This is a genomic window from Sulfitobacter sp. (genome assembly GCF_041552635.1).
In the GTDB taxonomy this organism is placed as follows: Bacteria; Pseudomonadota; Alphaproteobacteria; order Rhodobacterales; family Rhodobacteraceae; genus Sulfitobacter.
Window position 1 is genome coordinate 1 of the sequence record NZ_JBFEKM010000082.1, and the last position, 18,179, is coordinate 18,179.

Sequence of the window (18,179 nt, forward strand, 5' to 3'; positions counted from 1 at the left end):
ATCGCCGCCGAAAAACGCCAGATCGAAGCGGCCAACCGGATTGGCGCAGAAGTCATCGAATTGCACACAGGAGCATATTGCGACGCCTTTGCCGAAGGCCATTGGGAAGAGGCGCAAAAGGAATTGCAAAAGCTCGAGGAGATGGCGCAATTCGGGCACGATCTGGGCCTCGAGATTCACGCCGGGCACGGGCTGACCTATGACACGGTCGCCCCAATTGCGGCCTTCCCGCAGGTGCAAGAGCTCAACATCGGGCACTTCCTGATCGGCGAGGCCATATTTTTGGGGCTTGGCCCGTCGATCCACAAGATGCGCCAGTTGATGGACGACGCACGCAGCGCGTAGCGATCGGTCGGCGTTTTTCAGGGCAGGGCCGATCCACTGGTGATATCGGGGCTTTGCGTCAATTTTCCATTTGCCGTCATTTCGGATTAAGACGGCAGTCATCGCATTAGGCAAGGCATCAAGATGATCCTAGGAATCGGCACCGATCTGGCAAATATCGAACGAATCCAAGGCACGCTGGATCGCTTTGGCGACCGGTTTCGCAATCGGGTTTTTACCGATGTCGAACAGCAAAAAGCCGAACGCCGCCGCGACGTCGCCGGAACCTATGCCAAACGCTGGGCCGCCAAGGAGGCCTGTTCAAAAGCGCTTGGGACCGGCTTGCGGATGGGGATTGCGTGGCGGGATATGGCGGTCAGCAACCTGCGTACGGGGCAGCCGGTGATGCAGGTAACAGGGTGGGCGGCCGAACGGTTGGCGCAGATGACCCCGCCTGATCACGAGGCGATCATCCACGTGACGCTGACCGATGATCACCCTTGGGCGCAGGCATTTGTGGTCATCGAAGCCCGACCTATCGTGCAGGACCAATCTTAACGTGTATTGCGACCTTTCACACCCCCGAAAGACCTCTTGGATCGCTTGACTTGAGCGGGTCCTGCCCGCATGTAACCCCAAACTGATTATCAGGAGCGCCGCTATGGCTGCCAAAGAAAAAACTGGCAACGCATTTGTCGAAACCATCAAAACAATCGTCTATGCGTTGGTCATTGCAGGCGTGTTCCGAACCTTGTTTTTCCAGCCTTTCTGGATCCCTTCCGGCTCGATGAAAGAGACGTTGCTGATCGGTGATTTCCTGTTCGTTAACAAGATGGCATATGGCTATTCCTACGCGTCTTGCCCCAGCATCATGGTGCCGCGTTTCGGCATAGAAATCGACGCCAAGGATATTTGCGGTGCCTTTGATGGCGACAACACACGCCTGTTCGCGTCCGAGCCCGAGCGTGGCGATGTGGTGGTGTTCCGCCACCCCGTTTCGGGCCGGGATTACATCAAACGGTTGATCGGTTTGCCCGGTGACAGAATTCAAGTGACCGACGGCGTGGTCAGCATCAATGGCACGCCTGTCGAACTGCGTTCCGATGGCGTATTCGAGGAAGAAATGACCCGCCAAGGCCCCCAAGGCATGCGTCCGCGCTGTGAAAACGGTGCGGTTGGCGAAGGTGGCAACTGCGAGAAATCCCGCCAAATCGAAACCTTGCCCAATGGTGTAGAACATCCGATCCTGAACATCGGCAATCAAGCGTCTGACAATACAGGCATCTATGCCGTTCCTGAAGGCCACTATTTCTTTATGGGCGATAACCGCGATAATTCGGCCGACAGCCGTTTGGCGCAACAGGCTGGTGGCGTGGGATACGTCCCGTTCGAGAACCTGATTGGCCGCGCTGACCGGATCATGTTCAGTTCGGGCGGGCGGTCGATGCTATTCTTCTGGACATGGCGCGGCGACCGCTTCTTTAAAGCAATCAAATGAAGCTAAGCGCGGATCTCCGGGCCTTTGAAGGTCGTATCGGGTACACGTTCAGCAAGCCTGAACTTTTGATCCGCGCAGTCACCCATGCGTCGATGTCTTCGGCCAACCGGGATGACAATCAGCGGTTGGAGTTTCTGGGCGACCGTGTGCTGGGACTGGTGATGGCCGAGGCACTGCTGGTGCTGGACCCCAAAGCGACCGAAGGGCAATTGGCTCCGCGGTTTAATGCGCTGGTGCGCAAGGAAGCCTGCGCCGACGTCGCGCGCGATATCGACATGGGGGCAGTGCTCAAACTTGGCCGCTCCGAGATGTTGTCGGGGGGGCGGCGCAAGCAGGCCCTGCTGGGCGACGCGATCGAAGCGATTATCGCCGCAGTCTATATGGACGGTGGGTTTGATGCGTCTCGTGATTTGATTCTGCGTTTGTGGGGTGATCGCGTTCAAACCGTCAAGCAAGACGCACGTGATGCGAAAACCGCCTTGCAAGAATGGGCACAGGCGCGGGGGCTGCCGCCGCCATCCTATGTGCAGACGGACCGGCAGGGGCCGGATCATGCACCAATGTTTACCATTACTGCCAAGGTGCAAACCGGGGACAGCGCTGTTGCGGTTGCCCCATCAAAACGTCAGGCTGAACAGGCCGCTGCCAAAATGCTTTTGGCGCAATTGGAGAAGAACACATGACCACCCGCGCCGGCTTTATCGCCCTGATCGGTGAGCCCAATGCGGGCAAATCCACACTGCTGAACCGGATGGTCGGCGCGAAAGTGTCGATCGTAACCCATAAGGTGCAAACCACCCGCGCGCGCATTCGAGGTGTTGCGATGGAGGGCGACAGCCAGTTGGTTTTCGTCGACACGCCCGGCCTGTTCCAGCCGCGCCGTCGTTTGGACCGCGCGATGGTTGCTGCCGCTTGGGGCGGGGCTGCGGATGCGGATGTGGTGGTGTTGCTGATCGAGGCAAACCGCGGCATCACCGAAGGGGTGGAGCGTATCTTGGAGGGGCTTGACGGGTTGGGTCAGGGTCGCAAAGTGGCGCTTGCCATCAACAAGATCGACCGGGTCGAAGCACCCGTATTGTTGGGCCTTAGCAAGGAAATCAACGAACGCTTTCCTTTTGCAGAGACCTTTATGATCTCGGCCGAGCGGGGGCACGGTGTTGATGCATTGCGCAGCTGGCTGGCCGGAGAATTGCCAGAAAGCCCGTGGCTTTACCCCGAAGACCAGATTGCGGATTTGCCCATGCGCATGATCGCAGCAGAAATGACGCGCGAAAAGTTGATCCTGCGCCTGCATCAGGAGCTGCCTTATCAATTGACGGTCGAGACCGAGAATTGGGAAGAGCGCAAAGATGGCACCGCCCGGATTGATCAGTTGATCTATGTGATCCGCGACGGTCACAAAGGGATCGTGTTGGGTCATAAAGGCGAGACGATCAAATCCGTCAGCAAAGCCGCGCGAGAAGAGTTGGAAGAGTTTTTGGGCCGGAAGGTGCATCTGTTTTTGCAGGTCAAAGTGCGGCCGAACTGGTTGGACGAGGCCGAGCGCTATACCGAGATGGGGCTGGAGTTTAAGGACGGCAATGCCTGATCGCTGCGCCAGCCGACCCTTCGGTAACGAATCTTTTCCATTTGGCATTCTGGGTAGCGCATGGCGCGGCTGACTGCGCAATTTTGGGTTGATGCCTATCTGGCACGGTTGCGGGTCTATGATATCCCAGCCTTTGTCGTGGCCCATGGTGATGATACCGGCGGTGCCGTTTTGGTGAAGCTGGCCACGTTGGATGGCAAGGCTGCACTGTTTCAGCGAAGCTTTGATCTGATGAGCGGCGCGCGTGCCTGGGTCGAGATGGTCAGCGGTAGCGAGGCCGAGGTGGACGCGTCGATTGCCAAACAGCGCGGGTTTGATCCTGACCTTTGGGTGATCGAAGTAGAAGACCGGCAAGGGCGTCATCTTTTGCAGGATGAGGGGCTAAGCTGATGGAGTGGCGCGATCAGGGGATTTTACTGAGCGCGCGGCGACATGGGGAAACGTCGGCCATTATCGAAGTGTTTACCCCAACGCAGGGGCGCCATGCTGGTGTTGTGCGCGGCGGTACAAGCCGCAAGATTGCGCCAATCCTGCAACCGGGCGCGCAGTTGGATGTTGCGTGGCGGGCGCGTCTTGAGGGGCATATCGGCGCGTTTACGGTGGAACCTGTGCGCAGCCGTGCCGTATCAGCGATGAACGATAGGCTGAGCCTTGCGGGGCTGAATACAGTGACGGCATTGTTGTCCTTTTGTTTGCCCGAACGTGAGCCGCATGCGCCGCTTTATCATCGGACCCAAGCCCTGTTGGATTTGCTGGATCAGGGTGATCTATGGCCTTTGGCCTATTTGCAATGGGAACTGAGCCTGCTTGAGGAGATGGGCTATGGCCTTGATTTGACTGCCTGTGCGGTAACGGGGGCGACTGAAGGCTTGGTTTTTGTATCGCCAAAATCGGGCCGTGCTGTCACACGTGAAGGGGCTGGTGAGTGGGCCGATAAGATGCTGCCCCTACCACCTGTTTTGCGCGGAGAGGGCGAGGGGCGCGATGATGAAATTGCGCAGGGATTTAAGACGACGGGATATTTTCTGGAGCAACATCTGGCGCGGGATCTGGGGGGAAAGCCCTTGCCAGAGGCGCGGGCACGGTATGTAGAGGCTTTCAGCCGCCAGCGTTGAAAATCATACTTAGCCCATCAGGGTTCGACAATATCATCGTGCGGCCTAATACCTCGGAAAGCGTGGCTTGGGAGAGGGCGTTAAAAAACGCAGTTTCTTCGGCCAATTCAGGGCAGATTCTTTTGGTTGCAGCAAGGTTTTCAACTTTGAACCAAGGATACGGCGTGGACATCTTGCCATTGAAAGCATTGCAGGGGCCTGTTCCTGAAATGCGGCTATTTGGTTGAAATGACAGGGCCGTTTCCGCGCCGAATGGGGTGCCGTTCAATTCGGTCAGCGCCCAGATTTTATCAGCCGCGCCGTATTTCCGAATCGTTTCTTCACGATCGCAGGCACCTAGCAATGCGAGACACGTGATTAGGGAAGCGCTGCGGATCATCTGGTGCTGCCTTTAATGACGCCTGACGCAGATTATCTGCGCCAGGCTGATGGGGGAGGGGTTAACCAAGAAGCCGTCGCGCAATCACTTGGGCCTGAATTTCGGCGGCACCTTCAAAGATATTGAGGATACGGGCATCGCACAGCACGCGGCTGATCTTGTACTCCAGCGCAAAGCCGTTGCCGCCGTGGATTTGCAGCCCGTTGTCAGCGGCCGCCCATGCTACCCGTGCGCCAAGTAGCTTGGCCATGCCCGCCTCTACATCGCAGCGACGGCCTTCATCTTTTTCAAAGGCCGAAAAATACGTCAGTTGGCGCGCAATCATGATTTCGACAGCCATCATCGCCAGTTTGGACGAAACCCGTGGGAAGTTTATCAAGGATTTGCCAAATTGCTTGCGGTCGATTGCATATTGCATCGAGATATCAAGCGCGGATTGTGCGACGCCAATGGCGCGGGCAGCAGTCTGGATGCGCGCGGATTCAAAGGTTTCCATCAATTGCTTGAAACCTTTGCCCTCTTCGCCACCCAGCAGGTTTTGACCGTCCACTTTGAAACCATCAAACGCCAGTTCGTATTCTTTCATGCCGCGATAACCAAGCACTTCGATTTCGCCGCCTGTCATCCCGTCGGTCGGGAAGGGGTTGGCGTCGTCGCCGGGGGTCTTTTCGGCAAGAAACATCGACAGACCTTTATAGTCCGTTGTGTTCGGGTCAGTGCGCGCAAGCAACGTCATCACATGGGTTCGTGCAGCGTGGGTAATCCAGGTTTTGTTGCCTGTGATCGTATAGTTTTCTCCGTCTTTGACCGCGCGGGTGCGCAGCGACCCAAGGTCAGAGCCGGTGTTGGGTTCGGTGAACACGGCAGTCGGCAGGGTCTCGGCGCTTGAAATACGGGGCAGCCACTTGGCTTTTTGTTCGTCAGTCCCGCCCGCGATGATAAGTTCAGCTGCAATTTCCGAGCGGGTGGCAAGCGAGCCTACACCAATGTAGCCGCGCGAAAGTTCCTCGGAGACGACGCACATCGACGCTTTGGATAGGCCAAAACCGCCAAATTCTTCGGGAATGGTCAGGCCAAAAACACCCATTTCAGCCAGCTCATTGATCACCTCCATAGGAATCAATTCATCTTTGAGGTGCCATTCGTGCGCATAGGGTTCAACTTTGTCGATGGCATAGCGGCGGAACTGCTCGCGAATCATCTCGAGTTCATCATCAAGACCTGAGCGACCGACCGTGATGTTGGCTGACTGTTCTTGCATCAATTCAACCAAGCGGGTTCTGGCGGCTTGGGTGTTGCCATGTTGGGTCAGCCGTTGCACGGCAGTATTCAATAGGCCGCGCTGTGCATCCTGGTCCAAACCCATGTCCTGCAGACGCAGGATTTCGCCTTGGTTCATCTGGATGCCACCGTGGATCTGCGACAGATATTCGCCAAATGCGATCTGGAGAATCAGTTGTTCGGTTTCTCCGAAAACCCCGTCAGCATTCAGTTTTTCCGCCCAAAGATGCATCTGGTTCAAGGACTGCGCATATGTCGCGAGCCAGGCCAATCCATGTGCGGCGGTTTGATTGGCTTCGACCAAAGCGTTGGAGACGCGGCCATCAATCGATACCAGCGCGCGCACCGAAGCTTTGGCCTGATCAAGAATTCCATCGACAGGCGGCAGCGCATCGGCGGTGAGTTTAAGCAAATCTTCTACGATGATCTGCGCGTCCATCGTCAAGTCTTGTCCATCATGAGCCATCTGTACGGTCCTTTTCTAGCATGAAAGGGGACATAAACCTTTCGCAGGTGCAGCACAATAAAGATACGTTTTCATGCGTCAAAATGGTTGAAAATTGCGCGATGAAATTGTCGTGCGCTTACCGTATGAACTGATATGAGGGGAAAATGGACGTATTTTTCAGTTTCTTGACCCCGCATGAGTTGGCTTTGGCCTTTGCAGTGGCAATCGTTGCAGGATTTATCAAAGGGATGGTGGGATTCGCCATGCCGTTGGTGTTGATCTCCGGTTTGACGATCTTTTTGCCGCCAGAACTGGCCCTCGCGGGTCTGATATTCCCGACTGTCGCAACAAACTTGTTCCAAGCCCTACGGCAAGGGGTCAAGGCGGCGTGGGTCTCTACGAAATTGTTCAAAGTGTTTTTGATCGCTGGCGGGATCATGCTGGTTTTGTCAGCGCAACTGGTGCGGTTTTTGCCGTCACAGACCATGTTGTTGGTGATTGGTGTGCCGATTACCCTGTTTGCGCTTTGGCAGCTTAGCGGGCGAAGTTTTACACTGGTACAACGGTCTTCTAGAATTGAGGTGCTGGTAGGCGGTTTCGCAGGGGCAGTCGGCGGCGTTTCCGGTGTTTGGGGCCCTCCGACAGTTGCCTATCTAACTGCGCTAGGGACGCCGAAACACGACCAGATGCGCGTTCAAGGTGTCATTTATGGGCTTGGGGCCGTCGCATTGCTGTTCGCCCACTTCGGGTCAGGAGTCCTGCGGGCCGAAACCGTACCATTTTCTATATTTATGATCTTGCCGGCCCTTTCCGGTATGTGGCTGGGCAGCAAAATCATGGACCGGATAGATCAGGCGTCGTTCCGAAAAGCGACGCTTTTTATCCTTTTGATTGCGGGCGCGAATCTGGTGAGACGCGGCCTGCTAGGCTGACTGCTTCAGCTTTGGCGCGCGACTGTCACACCTGACACGTCTTCGATAAACGTCACGATCCGTGACTTGATTGCGTCGTCTTTAATTAATGCCAAGGCGCTGACGATCTCAATGCTAGGATCGCTTTTGGGGGCATCATTGGTGTTGTCATGCAGGCCTTCGAAGAAAAACGAAGGCGAGACATCCAAAATCTTTGCCAGTTCGAAAAGTCTGCTGGCGGCCACACGGTTTGAACCGATTTCGTATTTTTGAATTTGTTGAAACGAAAGTTTCAGTTGTTTGGCAACGTCTGTTTGCGAAAGTCGGCGCAAAGTCCGGATTTGTTTCAGCTTCTTACCTACATGGATGTCTACTGGATGGGACATTTTCACTTATACCTCTGGTTGTTGTGGGAACAGTCATCCACCAAAACGCCCAATGCGATCAATTGGATAGATTTTTTCAATTTGTGGTTACAAATCCTACATGGATGTATTATATATAGTTTATTAATGGATGATAAATTTACCATCAGGGAAATATGAACAAGTTGACTGAAATAGTGGCACCTGCAGCATCAGCGGTGAAGATTCCTGCTTTGTTGTTTGAAATGATCAGGTCATTTGTTGTTCTTGCTGACACTCTGAACCTAAGCCATGCGGTCAAACAGCTTGAAAGCACCCGTCAAACGGTACGGCGACACATTTCGCAGCTGGAAGAATTGATGGGAGCGGCATTGTTTGAGGTTGATGAACGCCGTTATCGGCTGACTGAGCGGGGCATTGAGGTTTTACCCGAAGCGATAGATATTCTCGCGCGCGGGAAGATCTGGGTGCAAGGCAATACCCGCCACGTCGGCGGCTTGCTCCGCTTGGAGCATGAGGCACCTAACGGTTGGAACTTCTATCAGCAGCAGCAGCCTTTGACCCAGATTTGGGATGGCGAGTCAGACATGCTGCGCGAGGTCTTCGCCGCCTGGGTCAACAGTAAGGGCGAGTTGGAGCACCTGAACTTTCAGATGATGCGCCCCTATGTGCTGGTTTACCGTGATTCGCCAAATGGTTGGATTTGTATCGAATTGGGGCAAGAATCGTTCTATACAAAGTGGTGGGGATGGAAGAATGCGCGCAGTAGCATAGGGCGCCCCTTGGGACAATTTCCAGGTGGTCCAGAATTCGAGGCCATGCTGAACGCACCGTTTCGGGAGGTTCAGGCGAATGGCGGCGTGCGGCTTGACGAGGTTGTTACCCAAATCCCACGGGAAGAGGGCGAGCAGCCTATCCCTTTGGCATATAAACGACTTTTATTGGCGAGCCGTTTCCCCGACGGGAGTTTTGCATTGATTGCAGCGATTGACCGGTCACGCCACATCTCGATTGCGGGGCTGGATCAGACCACTCTTGACGTTATGCCACCTGATGCCATTGTGGCGTTTTAGCCCCTAATCGCAAAAACCAAGCAACCGTTTTGGATTTGAGTTAAACTTTGGTGGATTACGCATCAAAGGAGAGCCTCAAGTGACGCTACATAGTTTTCAAGACGGTGAACGGTTTATTGCAAGCAGCACAAGTTTGCTGCAGCAGGCGGGGATAACGCTGACTGTCGGGTATGATTTCGATATCTACAAAGAGATTATTGCAGCGGCACGGCCGGGGCATGTCTTGGGGATGCCCTTTGACCCGACGTTGCATGAGATGACCAAAGAAAATGCGTTCTGGATTGTAGGGCACAATGACAAGGGCGACATCATGCACACGCAGGCAATGCGGATGCTTGATCTTAAGGGGAATACCTTGGCGGAGCATTTGCGTCGCTCGTTTATCGAATTTCCGCCCCCCGGTGTGGACATCGACTTGCAGCGGTCGCGCTATCGGGCAGGTCCCGGTGCACAACGAATATCGGGGCAGGTCTGCTATCATGGTGAGTTCTGGGTCGGCACCACACCACGAGAATTCCGAAACGCAGGGCTGTCGTCCGTCTTGGGCCGCTATGCGTTCTGGCAGGCAATCCAACACTGGAATCCGGATTACATCATCGCCTTCATGCAAAATTCAGTTGTTTTCAAGGGGTTCCCTGCGCGGCACGGCTATATGCACACTGAACCGGGTACATTGCGGTGGTTCTTGTCGGGGCACGACACGCCAGTCGAAGGCTTCATGTCTTACATGAGCAGCGAGGACCTGCGGTTCATTCTCGAGATGCCACTTTCGGATTTGGCAGCCCAAGCGGCTTAGATAATAGGTTGTCAGAAGCCGCGGTAATATGCGGCTTCTGACCGGATTTTTATTAAATCACACTAAGATCAGCCGATTGCGGCGGCTTTCACATCTTCGTCGATGTACGGCATGTATTGTTCGAAGTTGGCCGAGAACATGTTGACCAGCTTCGCAGCTTGACGATCATAAGATTCCGGGTTGTCCCAAGTGCGGCGCGGATCCAGCAAAATATCTGCAACTCCTGTGACAGATACAGGCACGTCAAAGCCAAAATTCGCATCCTTGCGGTATTCAACGTCCGCCAGACCGCCTTCAAGCGCCGAGGTCAACAGGGCGCGGGTTGCCTTGATGGGCATGCGGCTGCCTGTGCCGTACGCGCCGCCCGTCCAGCCGGTGTTCACCAGCCAGCATGTCGCGCCGTGTGCAGCAATCTTTTCGCGCAACAGGTTGCCATAAACCTCGGGGCGTCTTGGCATGAAGGGCGCGCCAAAGCAGGTCGAAAATGTGGGTTCGGGTTCGGTCACGCCGCGTTCGGTGCCGGCAACCTTTGACGTAAAACCTGACAAGAAGTGGTACATCGCCTGTGCAGGCGTGAGGCGAGCAATGGGAGGTAGAACCCCGAAAGCATCACAGGTCAGCATGATGATGTTCTTGGGGTGACCGCCGATCGCCTTGGCTGACGCGTTCGAAATATAGTGCAGCGGGTAGGCGCAGCGCATGTTTGCAGTCAGAGAATCATCATTGAAATCAAGCTCTTTGGTCTCTTCGTCAAAGATCATGTTTTCGATAACTGTGGCGAACTTTTCGGTCGTAGCGTAAATTTCCGGCTCGGCTTCACGGCTAAGGTTGATCGTCTTGGCATAACAGCCGCCTTCAAAATTGAAGGTCCCATTGTCAGACCAGCCATGTTCATCATCGCCAATCAACGTGCGTCCGGGATCGGCGGACAGGGTAGTCTTGCCTGTGCCAGACAGACCGAAAAAGACTGCTGTATCAACTGGATTGCCCGTGGCGTGATTGGCAGAACAATGCATTGGCATAACGCCTTTGCCGGGCAGCAAATAGTTCAGAAGGGTGAAGACGGATTTCTTGTTTTCGCCCGCATATTCAGTGCCGCCGATCAAAATCATCTTTTTGTCAAAGTTCATCGCAATCACGGTTTCGGAGCGACAATCGTGCTTTGCCGGATCGGCCGAGAAGCTGGGGCAGTTGATCACGGTAAAGTCTGCAATGAAATCGTTCAGCGCTTCGCGTTCGGGGCGGCGCAGCATGTGCCGGATGAACAGACCGTGCCATGCAAGTTCAGTGACCATACGCACATTGATCGCATGCTTGGGGTCTGCACCACCAACCAAGTCCTGTACGAAATAGTCGCGCCCTTGCATGTGGGCCAGCATATCTTGGTACAGCGCGTCGAACCCTTCGGGCGACATCTCGGCATTGTTTTCCCACCAAATCGTATCGGCAACGCTGTCAGTTTTGACGACATGTTTGTCTTTGGGGGAACGGCCTGTGAATTTTCCTGTGGTGACTAGGAACGTGCCGCCTTTGCCCAGTGTGCCTTCGCTGCGCTTGAGAGCAGCTTCGACCAGGGCGGGCTCTATCATGTTGTAATAGACATCACCTAGCCCGCTAATGCCTTGATCTTCGAGGCGGAATTGCGGATTTACGCGGCCTAACGTCATGGGATGTCTCCTGTAGATGCGCCAATATTTGGCGCTTACTTCTTCAAAAATTGGACGGCCGCTTGGGCCGTGGGGGCGTCTTAGCACGTCGATTTGTGATATGAACAGTCGGCTTTGACGCAGTTAGCGCCATCATCGCGCGGTTCTCTGCCCAAGCTGGAAAAACAGCGGGCCGTTAGCGCCCGATATACTACAATTTTAAAGAGAAGACTGCGGCAATTAAGCCATTCCTTGTCAAATTATGGCTGAAATATGGCCGACAGGAGAGGTGATTCGCACTTTAGGATTGATTCGCTCAGTTAAATTGATGATCACTGAAAGAAAAACAAATGATAATTGAGCAGCATAAAGGAAACGGGCAATGTCCAGAATCGCATTGGTAGACGACGACAGGAACATCCTGACGTCTGTTTCGATGACTCTTGAAGCAGAAGGTTTCGAAGTCGAAACATATAACGATGGTCAGGCTGCACTGGACGCGTTCAACAAAAAGCTTCCCGACATGGCGGTCTTGGACATCAAGATGCCTCGGATGGATGGCATGGATTTGCTACAGCGTTTGCACCAGAAGACCGCGATGCCGGTTATTTTCCTCACCTCCAAAGATGACGAGATTGATGAGGTTTTGGGGCTGCGTATGGGGGCGGACGACTATGTCAAAAAACCCTTTAGCCAAAGACTGTTGGTTGATCGCATCCGTGCCCTTTTGCGCCGTCAGGATGCCGTCGAAAACAACGAGGTCGGCGATACCGAAGAGACGAAAGTTATTGAACGGGGCGATTTGCGGATGGATCCCCTGCGCCATGCCGTGAGCTGGAAGGGCAAGGACGTGTCGCTGACAGTGACCGAGTTCTTGTTGCTTCAGGCGTTGGCGCAGCGCCCTGGCTTTGTGAAATCACGCGATCAACTGATGGACGTCGCTTATGACGATCAAGTTTATGTGGATGATCGCACTATCGACAGTCATATCAAGCGCCTGCGCAAGAAGATGCGCACTGCGGATGAAGGATTCTCGGCGATTGAGACACTTTACGGTATCGGCTATAGATATAACGAAGAGTGATCTGAGCTATGGCGATTGCCGAAAGGAATTTTGTGCGAGACATGGCCACGCCTGTTCGGGACGGTGATGTTGTGCTGGGCGATGATTGGGTCGCGCCAGACAAAACCGCGACCGATGAATTGCGTGTTAAGCGGGCGCGGCGGGGGCTTTTCTCGCTGCGTGCGTCGCCTCTTACGCGCAAGATCATAACGTTCAACCTGATTGCCTTGAATGTTTTGGTCGCAGGTATTCTTTATCTTAATTCCTCTCGCGACAGCCTTGCAGTGCAACGTGGTGCATCCCTTGTTTCAGAAGCCGAGCTGATCTCGGGCGTGTTTGAGGCGCAATTGCCCGGCAGTGCTATTACGAGCCTTTCGGAAGATGCCGACGTTGATGTCGTGGCCAGCCTTGATCGGCTCGATCTGCGAAGCGGCATCGAGGTTTTTGTGTTCGACCCTGACGACAGCCTGCTTGCCCGGTCCGAAGGCCGAATGGCTAAAATCGCCCCCAATACCGACCGAAGCGATAAGACCCTGTTAACCGACGGATTAAGCTGGCTTTGGGCAAAGCTTTCCAGCCCTTTCGGGCAGAATACGCCTGCGGAAGTCCTGCCAATCGTCGATCAGTTAAAGCCACTGGTCGCGGATGCGCTGGCCAACGGGACGCAAATTCGGGACAATCTTGATGCGCAGGGCGGCACATTGTTCACTGTCACGACCCCTATTTTGCAAAACGGTGTTGCCGTCGGCGTTGTTGCTGTGACGTCTGCTGCTGGCGAAATTGATAAACTTGTACGGGGCGAACGCGAACGGGTATTGCAGATGTTCGTCATTGCAACTCTGGTTTCGATTGGCCTTAGCCTGGTCTTGGCGTCAACCATCGCGAACCCGTTGGCGGATCTTGCCGCTGCGGCCGAACTGGGCCGCGACAAGGATGCGCGCAAGATGAACCCTGGCCGCATCCGTATTCCAGACCTTACCGCAAGACCCGACGAGATCGGGCGCCTTTCCGGCGCGTTGCGTGGAATGGTGTCGGCGCTCTACAACCGTATTGACGGGAATGAACAGTTTGCCGCCGATGTGGCGCATGAAATCAAGAACCCGCTGGCGTCATTGCGCTCCGCCGTGGGGACGCTCCGGCTGATTAAGCGGGAAGATCAACGCGAAAAGCTGTTGGATGTCATTGATCATGACGTGCGACGACTTGATCGGTTGGTCAGCGATATTTCAAACGCGTCACGGCTGGACAGTGAACTGGTTAAGGAAGAGGAAGAGCCCTTCGATTTGCTGACAATGATTGGCAATCTTGGGCAATATCTGGGCGAAGATGCGCGCAAGCGGGGCATCGATTTTATCACTGACCTGCCAGAGACCCCGATTATCGTACACGGGCTTGAGGCGCGCTTGGCACAGGTTTTCGTTAATCTGATCACCAATGCTGTGTCGTTTTGCGAAGATGGCGATGCAATCCGCGTTTGGGCGCGCCAGCGCGAGAACCGTGTCCTTGTGGTGGTTGAGGATACCGGCCCGGGAATTCCAGATCAGGCGCTGTCGAAGATTTTCAAACGTTTCTATTCCCAGCGTCCTGATGAGCATTTTGGCAATAACTCGGGCCTTGGTCTGGCGATTTCCAAGCAAATCGTTGAGGCGCATGGCGGTGTGATCTGGGCAGAAAACATCCGACCAACCGAAGCCGACATCACGTCAGAGCCACTTGGCGCCCGCTTTGTCGTGGGTTTACCGACCTAGCCGATGGGCGACAGGCCGGCCTTGCAACAGATCATTCATGCCACAACCGTCGCAGTGGATCAGCGGGGGCTTGTTATCTTTGGCGCATCTGGCAGGGGAAAATCGTCGCTCGCATTGCAACTAATTGCGCTTGGGGCGACACTGGTCGCAGATGATAGAACAGTGCTATCGCAGGTCGGGAACGGGTTGCTGGCAAAGGCACCGGATACGATCAAGGGACGTATCGAAGCGCGCGGCGTCGGCCTGCTGACGCTACCGTTTGTCTCTGATATATCGATTTACCTTTCCGTAGATCTGGATCACGATGAAAAAGAGCGCCTTCCTTTTGCGCATGAAGTTACCCTTGTTGATAGGGTGATCCCTTGTTTGCATCGGTGCAGCGGGCCGCATTTCCCGGCAGCGCTACTTCTTTACCTCAGAACGATGAAGCCACAGCAAGATGAATGAACAAAAAACCAATACCAAGCGCATCGTTCTGGTGACGGGCCCCGCCGGGGCTGGACGATCATCTGCGCTTAACGTGCTTGAGGATGCGGGCTTCGAGGTCATTGATAATATTCCCTTGCGCATGCTGCTGTCGCTGCTGGACGCACCGGGACAGCTGCGGCCCTTGGCATTGGGAATCGACCCCAGGAACCGAGATTTTTCAACCGACATGGTCAATGATCTTTTGTCTCAACTGCGGGCGCGCGAAAATCTTGATGTTGATCTGCTCTATCTGACCTGCAGTACCGACGTATTGCTCCGCCGGTTTTCGGAAACCCGCAGACGGCATCCGCTGGCAGAAGCAGATAGCCCTGTCGAAGGCATTCGCCGGGAGAAAGAGCTGCTGGTTCCGGTGCGTGCCAATGCCGATATTCTGATCGATACAAGTGATTTGAATGTCCACCAGTTGCGCGAGGAACTGGAGCGCTGGTTTGCAGTTGGCGGCGCGCATCACCTGACCATCTCTGTCCAGTCGTTTTCCTACAAGCGCGGTCTGCCCCGTAGCGCGGATATGGTGTTTGACTGTCGGTTTTTACGAAATCCTTTTTGGGAGCCGTCTTTGCGCGGCATGAACGGGACCGATGCGCGGGTTGCAGAATATGTGGGCCAAGATCCGCTGTTTGACGCCTTTGCCAAACAGGTTCTAGATCTCAGTCTTTTGATCTTGCCCGCGTGCAAGACAGAAGGTAAATCGCACATCTCTCTTGCATTTGGGTGTACGGGGGGGCAACACCGGTCAGTAGCTCTGGCTGAACAGCACGCTTTCAGTCTTGCGAATGCAGGCTGGCCAGTGTCAATTAGGCACCGCGAGCTGGAACAGAAAAAGCGGGAAGAGACAACGCGTTGATAGGTATTGTGATTGTTGCACATGGGGGACTGGCCAAGGAATACTTGGCCGCAATCGAACATGTCGTTGGATCGCAAAATGGTGTCCGAGCTATCTCTATTCATGCAGACCACGATCGCAAAGCCAAGGAAATGGAAATCTGCGAAGCTGCTGATGAAGTTGACATGGGGCAAGGGGTTGTTGTCGTTACAGATCTTTTTGGCGGCTCTCCGTCGAACCTGAGCTTGCTGGCCTGCCGCCCCCAAAACCGCCGCATTCTATATGGCGCGAATTTACCGATGCTTATCAAGCTGGCGAAATCTCGTGATCTTGATGTTCCTGAAGCGGTGCGTGCCGCACTGGCTGCGGGTAGGAAATATATTGACAGCCAGAATGTCAGCAAAGAATAGCAAGGCCGCATATACATGCCTCAAATATCATTAAAAATTGTGAATGAAAAAGGATTGCACGCGCGTGCATCTGCAAAACTGGTCGAGGTCGTCGAAGCCTTTGACGCCCGTGCCGAGGTCAGCAAGGACGGCATGTCTGCGTCGGGGGACAGCATTATGGGCCTTCTGATGCTGGCGGCCTCGAAAGGTACAACAATTGATATTCAAACGACCGGTGCGGACGCCGTGGCTTTGGTCGAAGCGCTTACTGCTCTCGTTGCTGACAAGTTTGGCGAAGGTAACTGATCCATGCGTGATGCGGTGATCAATACTCGGCCCGGCACGTGGATCGCCCTGTGATGGACAAAAAACAGACGATGCAGGACCCGGTAGTCGGATCGGTGACACCCGAAGCCTTCAGCACCACAAAATACGACCGCCGCAGTCTTTCTTATGCCTCGACGTTTGATCACCCATTTAAGTCATTTGTCATCAGCCTGATCGAATTTTTCACCGGTAAGCTGTCAGTATTGCGGCTTGTGCGCGAATTCGAACGTAAAGGCGCGCCGACAGGGCAAGGGTTTTGGCGTGCTGCCCTTGATACCATGGGCATCGATCTGACCACACCACAAGAACAGTTGGATCGTATTCCAAAGACCGGCCCTGTTGTTGTTGTTGCGAATCATCCTCACGGGATGGTGGACGGGATGATCTTTGCCGATCTTATTGGCCGAGTACGGCCCGATTACCGCATTCTCACACGGTCTCTTTTGACCTCGATTGACGAGGTCGCGGGCAGCTACATGATCTCGGTGCCGTTCCCACACGATCCCGATGCGCAGCGCAAGGGCGTTGAAATGCGGGCCCAAGCGATGGCACATCTCAAGGCCGGCGGCGTTGTTGCCTTGTTTCCCTCAGGTGTCGTCGCTGCGTCTGACACGTTTTTTGGCCCGGCAATTGAGGCTGAATGGAATGTTTTCACCGCTAAACTGATCCGTCGTTCAAATGCGCGGGTCGTGCCGATGAAATTTCCCGGTGCAAACAGCCGCGCGTATCAAATTGCAAATAAGATATCTCCGATGCTCCGCCAAGGGTTGCTGCTGCACGAGATTGTCCATGCTTGCAATAAACCCCAAGGTCCCATCGTTGGCCATCCCTTGACCGACGAAGAGATGTCCGCCCATGCTGACGATCCGCGCGGCTTTATGGCCTGGCTCAGGGCGCATACCCTTAAACTACAGAACTAATCATCTTTTCCAAATGGTCCAAAATCCCGGGGGGCTGGCCCCCTGTCCGATCTCTTGTCTGTGTCGCAGCCCTTAACGCGTAGGGATTGGAACATCCCCACGATAATCATAGAATCCGCGATTGGTTTTGCGGCCCAACCAACCTGCCTCAACGTATTTCGTCAGCAATGGGCAAGGGCGATACTTGGTATCTGCCAAGCCGTCATGCAATACGTTCATAATGGCGAGGCATGTATCAAGCCCGATAAAATCAGCAAGCTCCAGAGGCCCCATCGGGTGGTTCGCCCCAAGCTTCAATGAACTATCTATTGATTCAACCGATCCCACACCTTCATATAGCGTATAGACCGCCTCGTTGATCATCGGCATCAGGATGCGGTTTACGATAAAGGCGGGGAAATCCTCGGCGGATGCGGCGGTTTTACCCAGTTTGTCAACAACGGCGCGGCAGGCAGCAAAAGTCTCTTTATCTGTGGCAATACCCCGTATCAGCTCGACCAACTGCATCACCGGAACAGGGTTCATAAAATGAAAGCCCATGAATTTTTCAGGTCGGTCGGTTCTGCTGGCCAATCTGGTGATGGATATGGAAGAGGTATTCGAGGTCAAAATCGTTGTTGGCTTTAGATGCGGAATCAGATCTTCGAAAATCGCTTGTTTAACGGTTTCGCGCTCCGTAGCGGCTTCGATTACCAGATCACTCTGCCCAAGATCGCTTAGGGTTTGGGTGGTTGTGATCCGAGCAAGCGCCGCGTCCCGGTCCGCTTCGGGAACTTTGCCGCGACCTACCTGCCGGTCCAGATTACCGGTGATCGTATCCACGGCCTTTTGAAGGGCTTCGGCGCTGACATCGGTCAACAAAACATCATATCCCGCGAGGGCCATCACATGTGCGATCCCGTTGCCCATCTGGCCTGCGCCAACGATGCCGATTGTTTGGATGTCCATGGCCTGTCCCTTTTTTGTTTGATCGCAGCATAGGGCGGGCGAGGTGGG

General features: G+C 54.5%; 22 protein-coding genes. 17 read left to right on the forward strand and 5 right to left on the reverse strand.

The features are described 5' to 3' along the window. The 7 genes from ABYT07_RS11245 to recO all read left to right on the forward strand — a co-directional run. On the forward strand, positions 1 to 345 hold a 345-nt coding region (locus ABYT07_RS11245; protein ID WP_372991730.1), incomplete at its 5' end, for a pyridoxine 5'-phosphate synthase. A gap of 123 nt (positions 346 to 468) precedes the next feature. Next, a complete protein-coding gene (gene acpS, locus ABYT07_RS11250) occupies positions 469 to 882 on the forward strand; it encodes a holo-ACP synthase (protein ID WP_372991732.1) in 414 nt (137 codons plus the stop codon). A 103-nt stretch (positions 883 to 985) separates the two neighbouring features. Next, positions 986 to 1,822 carry a signal peptidase I gene (gene lepB / locus ABYT07_RS11255; RefSeq protein WP_372991734.1) on the forward strand — a complete coding sequence of 279 codons (837 nt, stop codon included), beginning with the start codon at positions 986 to 988 and terminating at the stop codon, positions 1,820 to 1,822. Then, a complete protein-coding gene (rnc, locus tag ABYT07_RS11260) occupies positions 1,819 to 2,505 on the forward strand; it encodes a ribonuclease III (RefSeq protein WP_372991736.1) in 687 nt (228 codons plus the stop codon). Before lepB ends, rnc begins: the two co-directional genes overlap by 4 nt. Beyond that, positions 2,502 to 3,410, forward strand: coding sequence for a GTPase Era (gene era / locus ABYT07_RS11265; protein WP_372991737.1), 909 nt, complete (start codon positions 2,502 to 2,504; stop codon positions 3,408 to 3,410). The genes rnc and era overlap by 4 nt, the downstream gene beginning before the upstream one ends. Positions 3,411 to 3,470: 60 nt before the next feature. Further along, positions 3,471 to 3,800, forward strand: coding sequence for a DUF1491 family protein (locus ABYT07_RS11270; RefSeq protein WP_372991738.1), 330 nt, complete (start codon positions 3,471 to 3,473; stop codon positions 3,798 to 3,800). After that, positions 3,800 to 4,525 carry a DNA repair protein RecO gene (recO, locus tag ABYT07_RS11275; RefSeq protein WP_372991740.1) on the forward strand — a complete coding sequence of 242 codons (726 nt, stop codon included), beginning with the start codon at positions 3,800 to 3,802 and terminating at the stop codon, positions 4,523 to 4,525. The genes ABYT07_RS11270 and recO overlap by 1 nt, the downstream gene beginning before the upstream one ends. Here the strand turns inward: recO and ABYT07_RS11280 are convergent. Both ABYT07_RS11280 and ABYT07_RS11285 read right to left on the reverse strand, forming a co-directional pair. After that, the gene (locus tag ABYT07_RS11280) at positions 4,509 to 4,904 is read right to left on the reverse strand and encodes an META domain-containing protein (RefSeq protein WP_372991742.1); all 396 of its coding nucleotides are present in this window, start codon (positions 4,902 to 4,904) and stop codon (positions 4,509 to 4,511) included. The genes recO and ABYT07_RS11280 overlap by 17 nt on opposite strands. A 61-nt stretch (positions 4,905 to 4,965) precedes the next feature. Continuing rightward, the gene (locus tag ABYT07_RS11285; protein WP_372991744.1) at positions 4,966 to 6,651 is read right to left on the reverse strand and encodes an acyl-CoA dehydrogenase family protein; all 1,686 of its coding nucleotides are present in this window, start codon (positions 6,649 to 6,651) and stop codon (positions 4,966 to 4,968) included. 146 nt (positions 6,652 to 6,797) lie between these two features. Here ABYT07_RS11285 and ABYT07_RS11290 point away from each other — a divergent pair, with 146 nt between their 5' ends. Then, complete coding sequence (locus tag ABYT07_RS11290; RefSeq protein WP_372991746.1) at positions 6,798 to 7,565, forward strand: sulfite exporter TauE/SafE family protein; 768 nt, start codon at positions 6,798 to 6,800, stop codon at positions 7,563 to 7,565. 5 nt (positions 7,566 to 7,570) lie between these two features. On the opposite strand, the gene ABYT07_RS11295 is transcribed toward ABYT07_RS11290, so the two are convergent. Continuing rightward, positions 7,571 to 7,930 (reverse strand): helix-turn-helix domain-containing protein, encoded by a 360-nt coding sequence (locus ABYT07_RS11295; protein WP_372991763.1) that lies wholly within the window; start codon positions 7,928 to 7,930, stop codon positions 7,571 to 7,573. 155 nt (positions 7,931 to 8,085) lie between these two features. On the opposite strand from ABYT07_RS11295, the gene ABYT07_RS11300 reads away from it, so the two are divergent. Further along, entirely contained in the window at positions 8,086 to 8,982 is an 897-nt protein-coding gene (locus ABYT07_RS11300; protein WP_372991748.1) for a LysR family transcriptional regulator, read from the forward strand. Positions 8,983 to 9,061: 79 nt separating this feature from the next. Then, positions 9,062 to 9,778, forward strand: coding sequence for a hypothetical protein (locus tag ABYT07_RS11305; protein ID WP_372991750.1), 717 nt, complete (start codon positions 9,062 to 9,064; stop codon positions 9,776 to 9,778). Positions 9,779 to 9,846: 68 nt separating this feature from the next. Here ABYT07_RS11305 and ABYT07_RS11310 read toward each other — a convergent pair whose 3' ends face one another. Further along, positions 9,847 to 11,445 carry a phosphoenolpyruvate carboxykinase gene (locus tag ABYT07_RS11310; RefSeq protein WP_372991751.1) on the reverse strand — a complete coding sequence of 533 codons (1,599 nt, stop codon included), beginning with the start codon at positions 11,443 to 11,445 and terminating at the stop codon, positions 9,847 to 9,849. A gap of 361 nt (positions 11,446 to 11,806) precedes the next feature. Between ABYT07_RS11310 and ABYT07_RS11315 the strand changes: the two genes are divergently transcribed. The 7 genes from ABYT07_RS11315 (at position 11,807) to ABYT07_RS11345 (ending at position 17,183) form a co-directional block, all read left to right on the forward strand. After that, the gene (locus ABYT07_RS11315; RefSeq protein ID WP_372991753.1) at positions 11,807 to 12,508 is read left to right on the forward strand and encodes a response regulator transcription factor; all 702 of its coding nucleotides are present in this window, start codon (positions 11,807 to 11,809) and stop codon (positions 12,506 to 12,508) included. 41 nt (positions 12,509 to 12,549) lie between these two features. Further along, positions 12,550 to 14,235, forward strand: coding sequence for a sensor N-terminal transmembrane domain-containing protein (locus ABYT07_RS11320; RefSeq protein WP_372991754.1), 1,686 nt, complete (start codon positions 12,550 to 12,552; stop codon positions 14,233 to 14,235). Between the two features lie 3 nt (positions 14,236 to 14,238). Continuing rightward, complete coding sequence (locus ABYT07_RS11325) at positions 14,239 to 14,682, forward strand: HPr kinase/phosphorylase (protein WP_372991755.1); 444 nt, start codon at positions 14,239 to 14,241, stop codon at positions 14,680 to 14,682. Further along, entirely contained in the window at positions 14,675 to 15,568 is an 894-nt protein-coding gene (gene rapZ, locus ABYT07_RS11330; RefSeq protein ID WP_372991756.1) for an RNase adapter RapZ, read from the forward strand. The genes ABYT07_RS11325 and rapZ overlap by 8 nt, the downstream gene beginning before the upstream one ends. After that, positions 15,565 to 15,957, forward strand: coding sequence for a PTS sugar transporter subunit IIA (locus ABYT07_RS11335; protein WP_372991758.1), 393 nt, complete (start codon positions 15,565 to 15,567; stop codon positions 15,955 to 15,957). The genes rapZ and ABYT07_RS11335 overlap by 4 nt, the downstream gene beginning before the upstream one ends. 15 nt (positions 15,958 to 15,972) lie before the next feature. Further along, positions 15,973 to 16,242, forward strand: coding sequence for an HPr family phosphocarrier protein (locus ABYT07_RS11340; RefSeq protein WP_372991760.1), 270 nt, complete (start codon positions 15,973 to 15,975; stop codon positions 16,240 to 16,242). A gap of 71 nt (positions 16,243 to 16,313) precedes the next feature. Beyond that, the gene (locus tag ABYT07_RS11345) at positions 16,314 to 17,183 is read left to right on the forward strand and encodes a lysophospholipid acyltransferase family protein (protein WP_372991765.1); all 870 of its coding nucleotides are present in this window, start codon (positions 16,314 to 16,316) and stop codon (positions 17,181 to 17,183) included. A gap of 72 nt (positions 17,184 to 17,255) precedes the next feature. Here the strand turns inward: ABYT07_RS11345 and ABYT07_RS11350 are convergent, their stop codons facing one another. Next, on the reverse strand, positions 17,256 to 18,131 hold the full coding sequence (locus ABYT07_RS11350) for a 3-hydroxybutyryl-CoA dehydrogenase (RefSeq protein WP_372991761.1): 876 nt from the start codon (positions 18,129 to 18,131) through the stop codon (positions 17,256 to 17,258). Positions 18,132 to 18,179 lie beyond the last annotated feature (48 nt).

Bases quoted from the DNA above. Each gene is read 5' to 3' on its own strand.
- acpS (WP_372991732.1), top strand. From the start codon at position 469: ATGATCCTAGGAATCGGCACCGATCTGGCAAATATCGAACGAATCCAA.
- lepB (WP_372991734.1), top strand. From the start codon at position 986: ATGGCTGCCAAAGAAAAAACTGGCAACGCATTTGTCGAAACCATCAAA.
- rnc (WP_372991736.1), top strand. From the start codon at position 1,819: ATGAAGCTAAGCGCGGATCTCCGGGCCTTTGAAGGTCGTATCGGGTAC.
- era (WP_372991737.1), top strand. From the start codon at position 2,502: ATGACCACCCGCGCCGGCTTTATCGCCCTGATCGGTGAGCCCAATGCG.
- ABYT07_RS11270 (WP_372991738.1), top strand. From the start codon at position 3,471: ATGGCGCGGCTGACTGCGCAATTTTGGGTTGATGCCTATCTGGCACGG.
- recO (WP_372991740.1), top strand. From the start codon at position 3,800: ATGGAGTGGCGCGATCAGGGGATTTTACTGAGCGCGCGGCGACATGGG.
- ABYT07_RS11280 (WP_372991742.1), bottom strand. From the start codon at position 4,904: ATGATCCGCAGCGCTTCCCTAATCACGTGTCTCGCATTGCTAGGTGCC.
- ABYT07_RS11285 (WP_372991744.1), bottom strand. From the start codon at position 6,651: ATGGCTCATGATGGACAAGACTTGACGATGGACGCGCAGATCATCGTA.
- ABYT07_RS11290 (WP_372991746.1), top strand. From the start codon at position 6,798: ATGGACGTATTTTTCAGTTTCTTGACCCCGCATGAGTTGGCTTTGGCC.
- ABYT07_RS11295 (WP_372991763.1), bottom strand. From the start codon at position 7,930: ATGTCCCATCCAGTAGACATCCATGTAGGTAAGAAGCTGAAACAAATC.
- ABYT07_RS11300 (WP_372991748.1), top strand. From the start codon at position 8,086: ATGAACAAGTTGACTGAAATAGTGGCACCTGCAGCATCAGCGGTGAAG.
- ABYT07_RS11310 (WP_372991751.1), bottom strand. From the start codon at position 11,445: ATGACGTTAGGCCGCGTAAATCCGCAATTCCGCCTCGAAGATCAAGGC.
- ABYT07_RS11315 (WP_372991753.1), top strand. From the start codon at position 11,807: ATGTCCAGAATCGCATTGGTAGACGACGACAGGAACATCCTGACGTCT.
- ABYT07_RS11320 (WP_372991754.1), top strand. From the start codon at position 12,550: ATGGCCACGCCTGTTCGGGACGGTGATGTTGTGCTGGGCGATGATTGG.
- ABYT07_RS11325 (WP_372991755.1), top strand. From the start codon at position 14,239: ATGGGCGACAGGCCGGCCTTGCAACAGATCATTCATGCCACAACCGTC.
- rapZ (WP_372991756.1), top strand. From the start codon at position 14,675: ATGAATGAACAAAAAACCAATACCAAGCGCATCGTTCTGGTGACGGGC.
- ABYT07_RS11340 (WP_372991760.1), top strand. From the start codon at position 15,973: ATGCCTCAAATATCATTAAAAATTGTGAATGAAAAAGGATTGCACGCG.
- ABYT07_RS11345 (WP_372991765.1), top strand. From the start codon at position 16,314: ATGCAGGACCCGGTAGTCGGATCGGTGACACCCGAAGCCTTCAGCACC.
- ABYT07_RS11350 (WP_372991761.1), bottom strand. From the start codon at position 18,131: ATGGACATCCAAACAATCGGCATCGTTGGCGCAGGCCAGATGGGCAAC.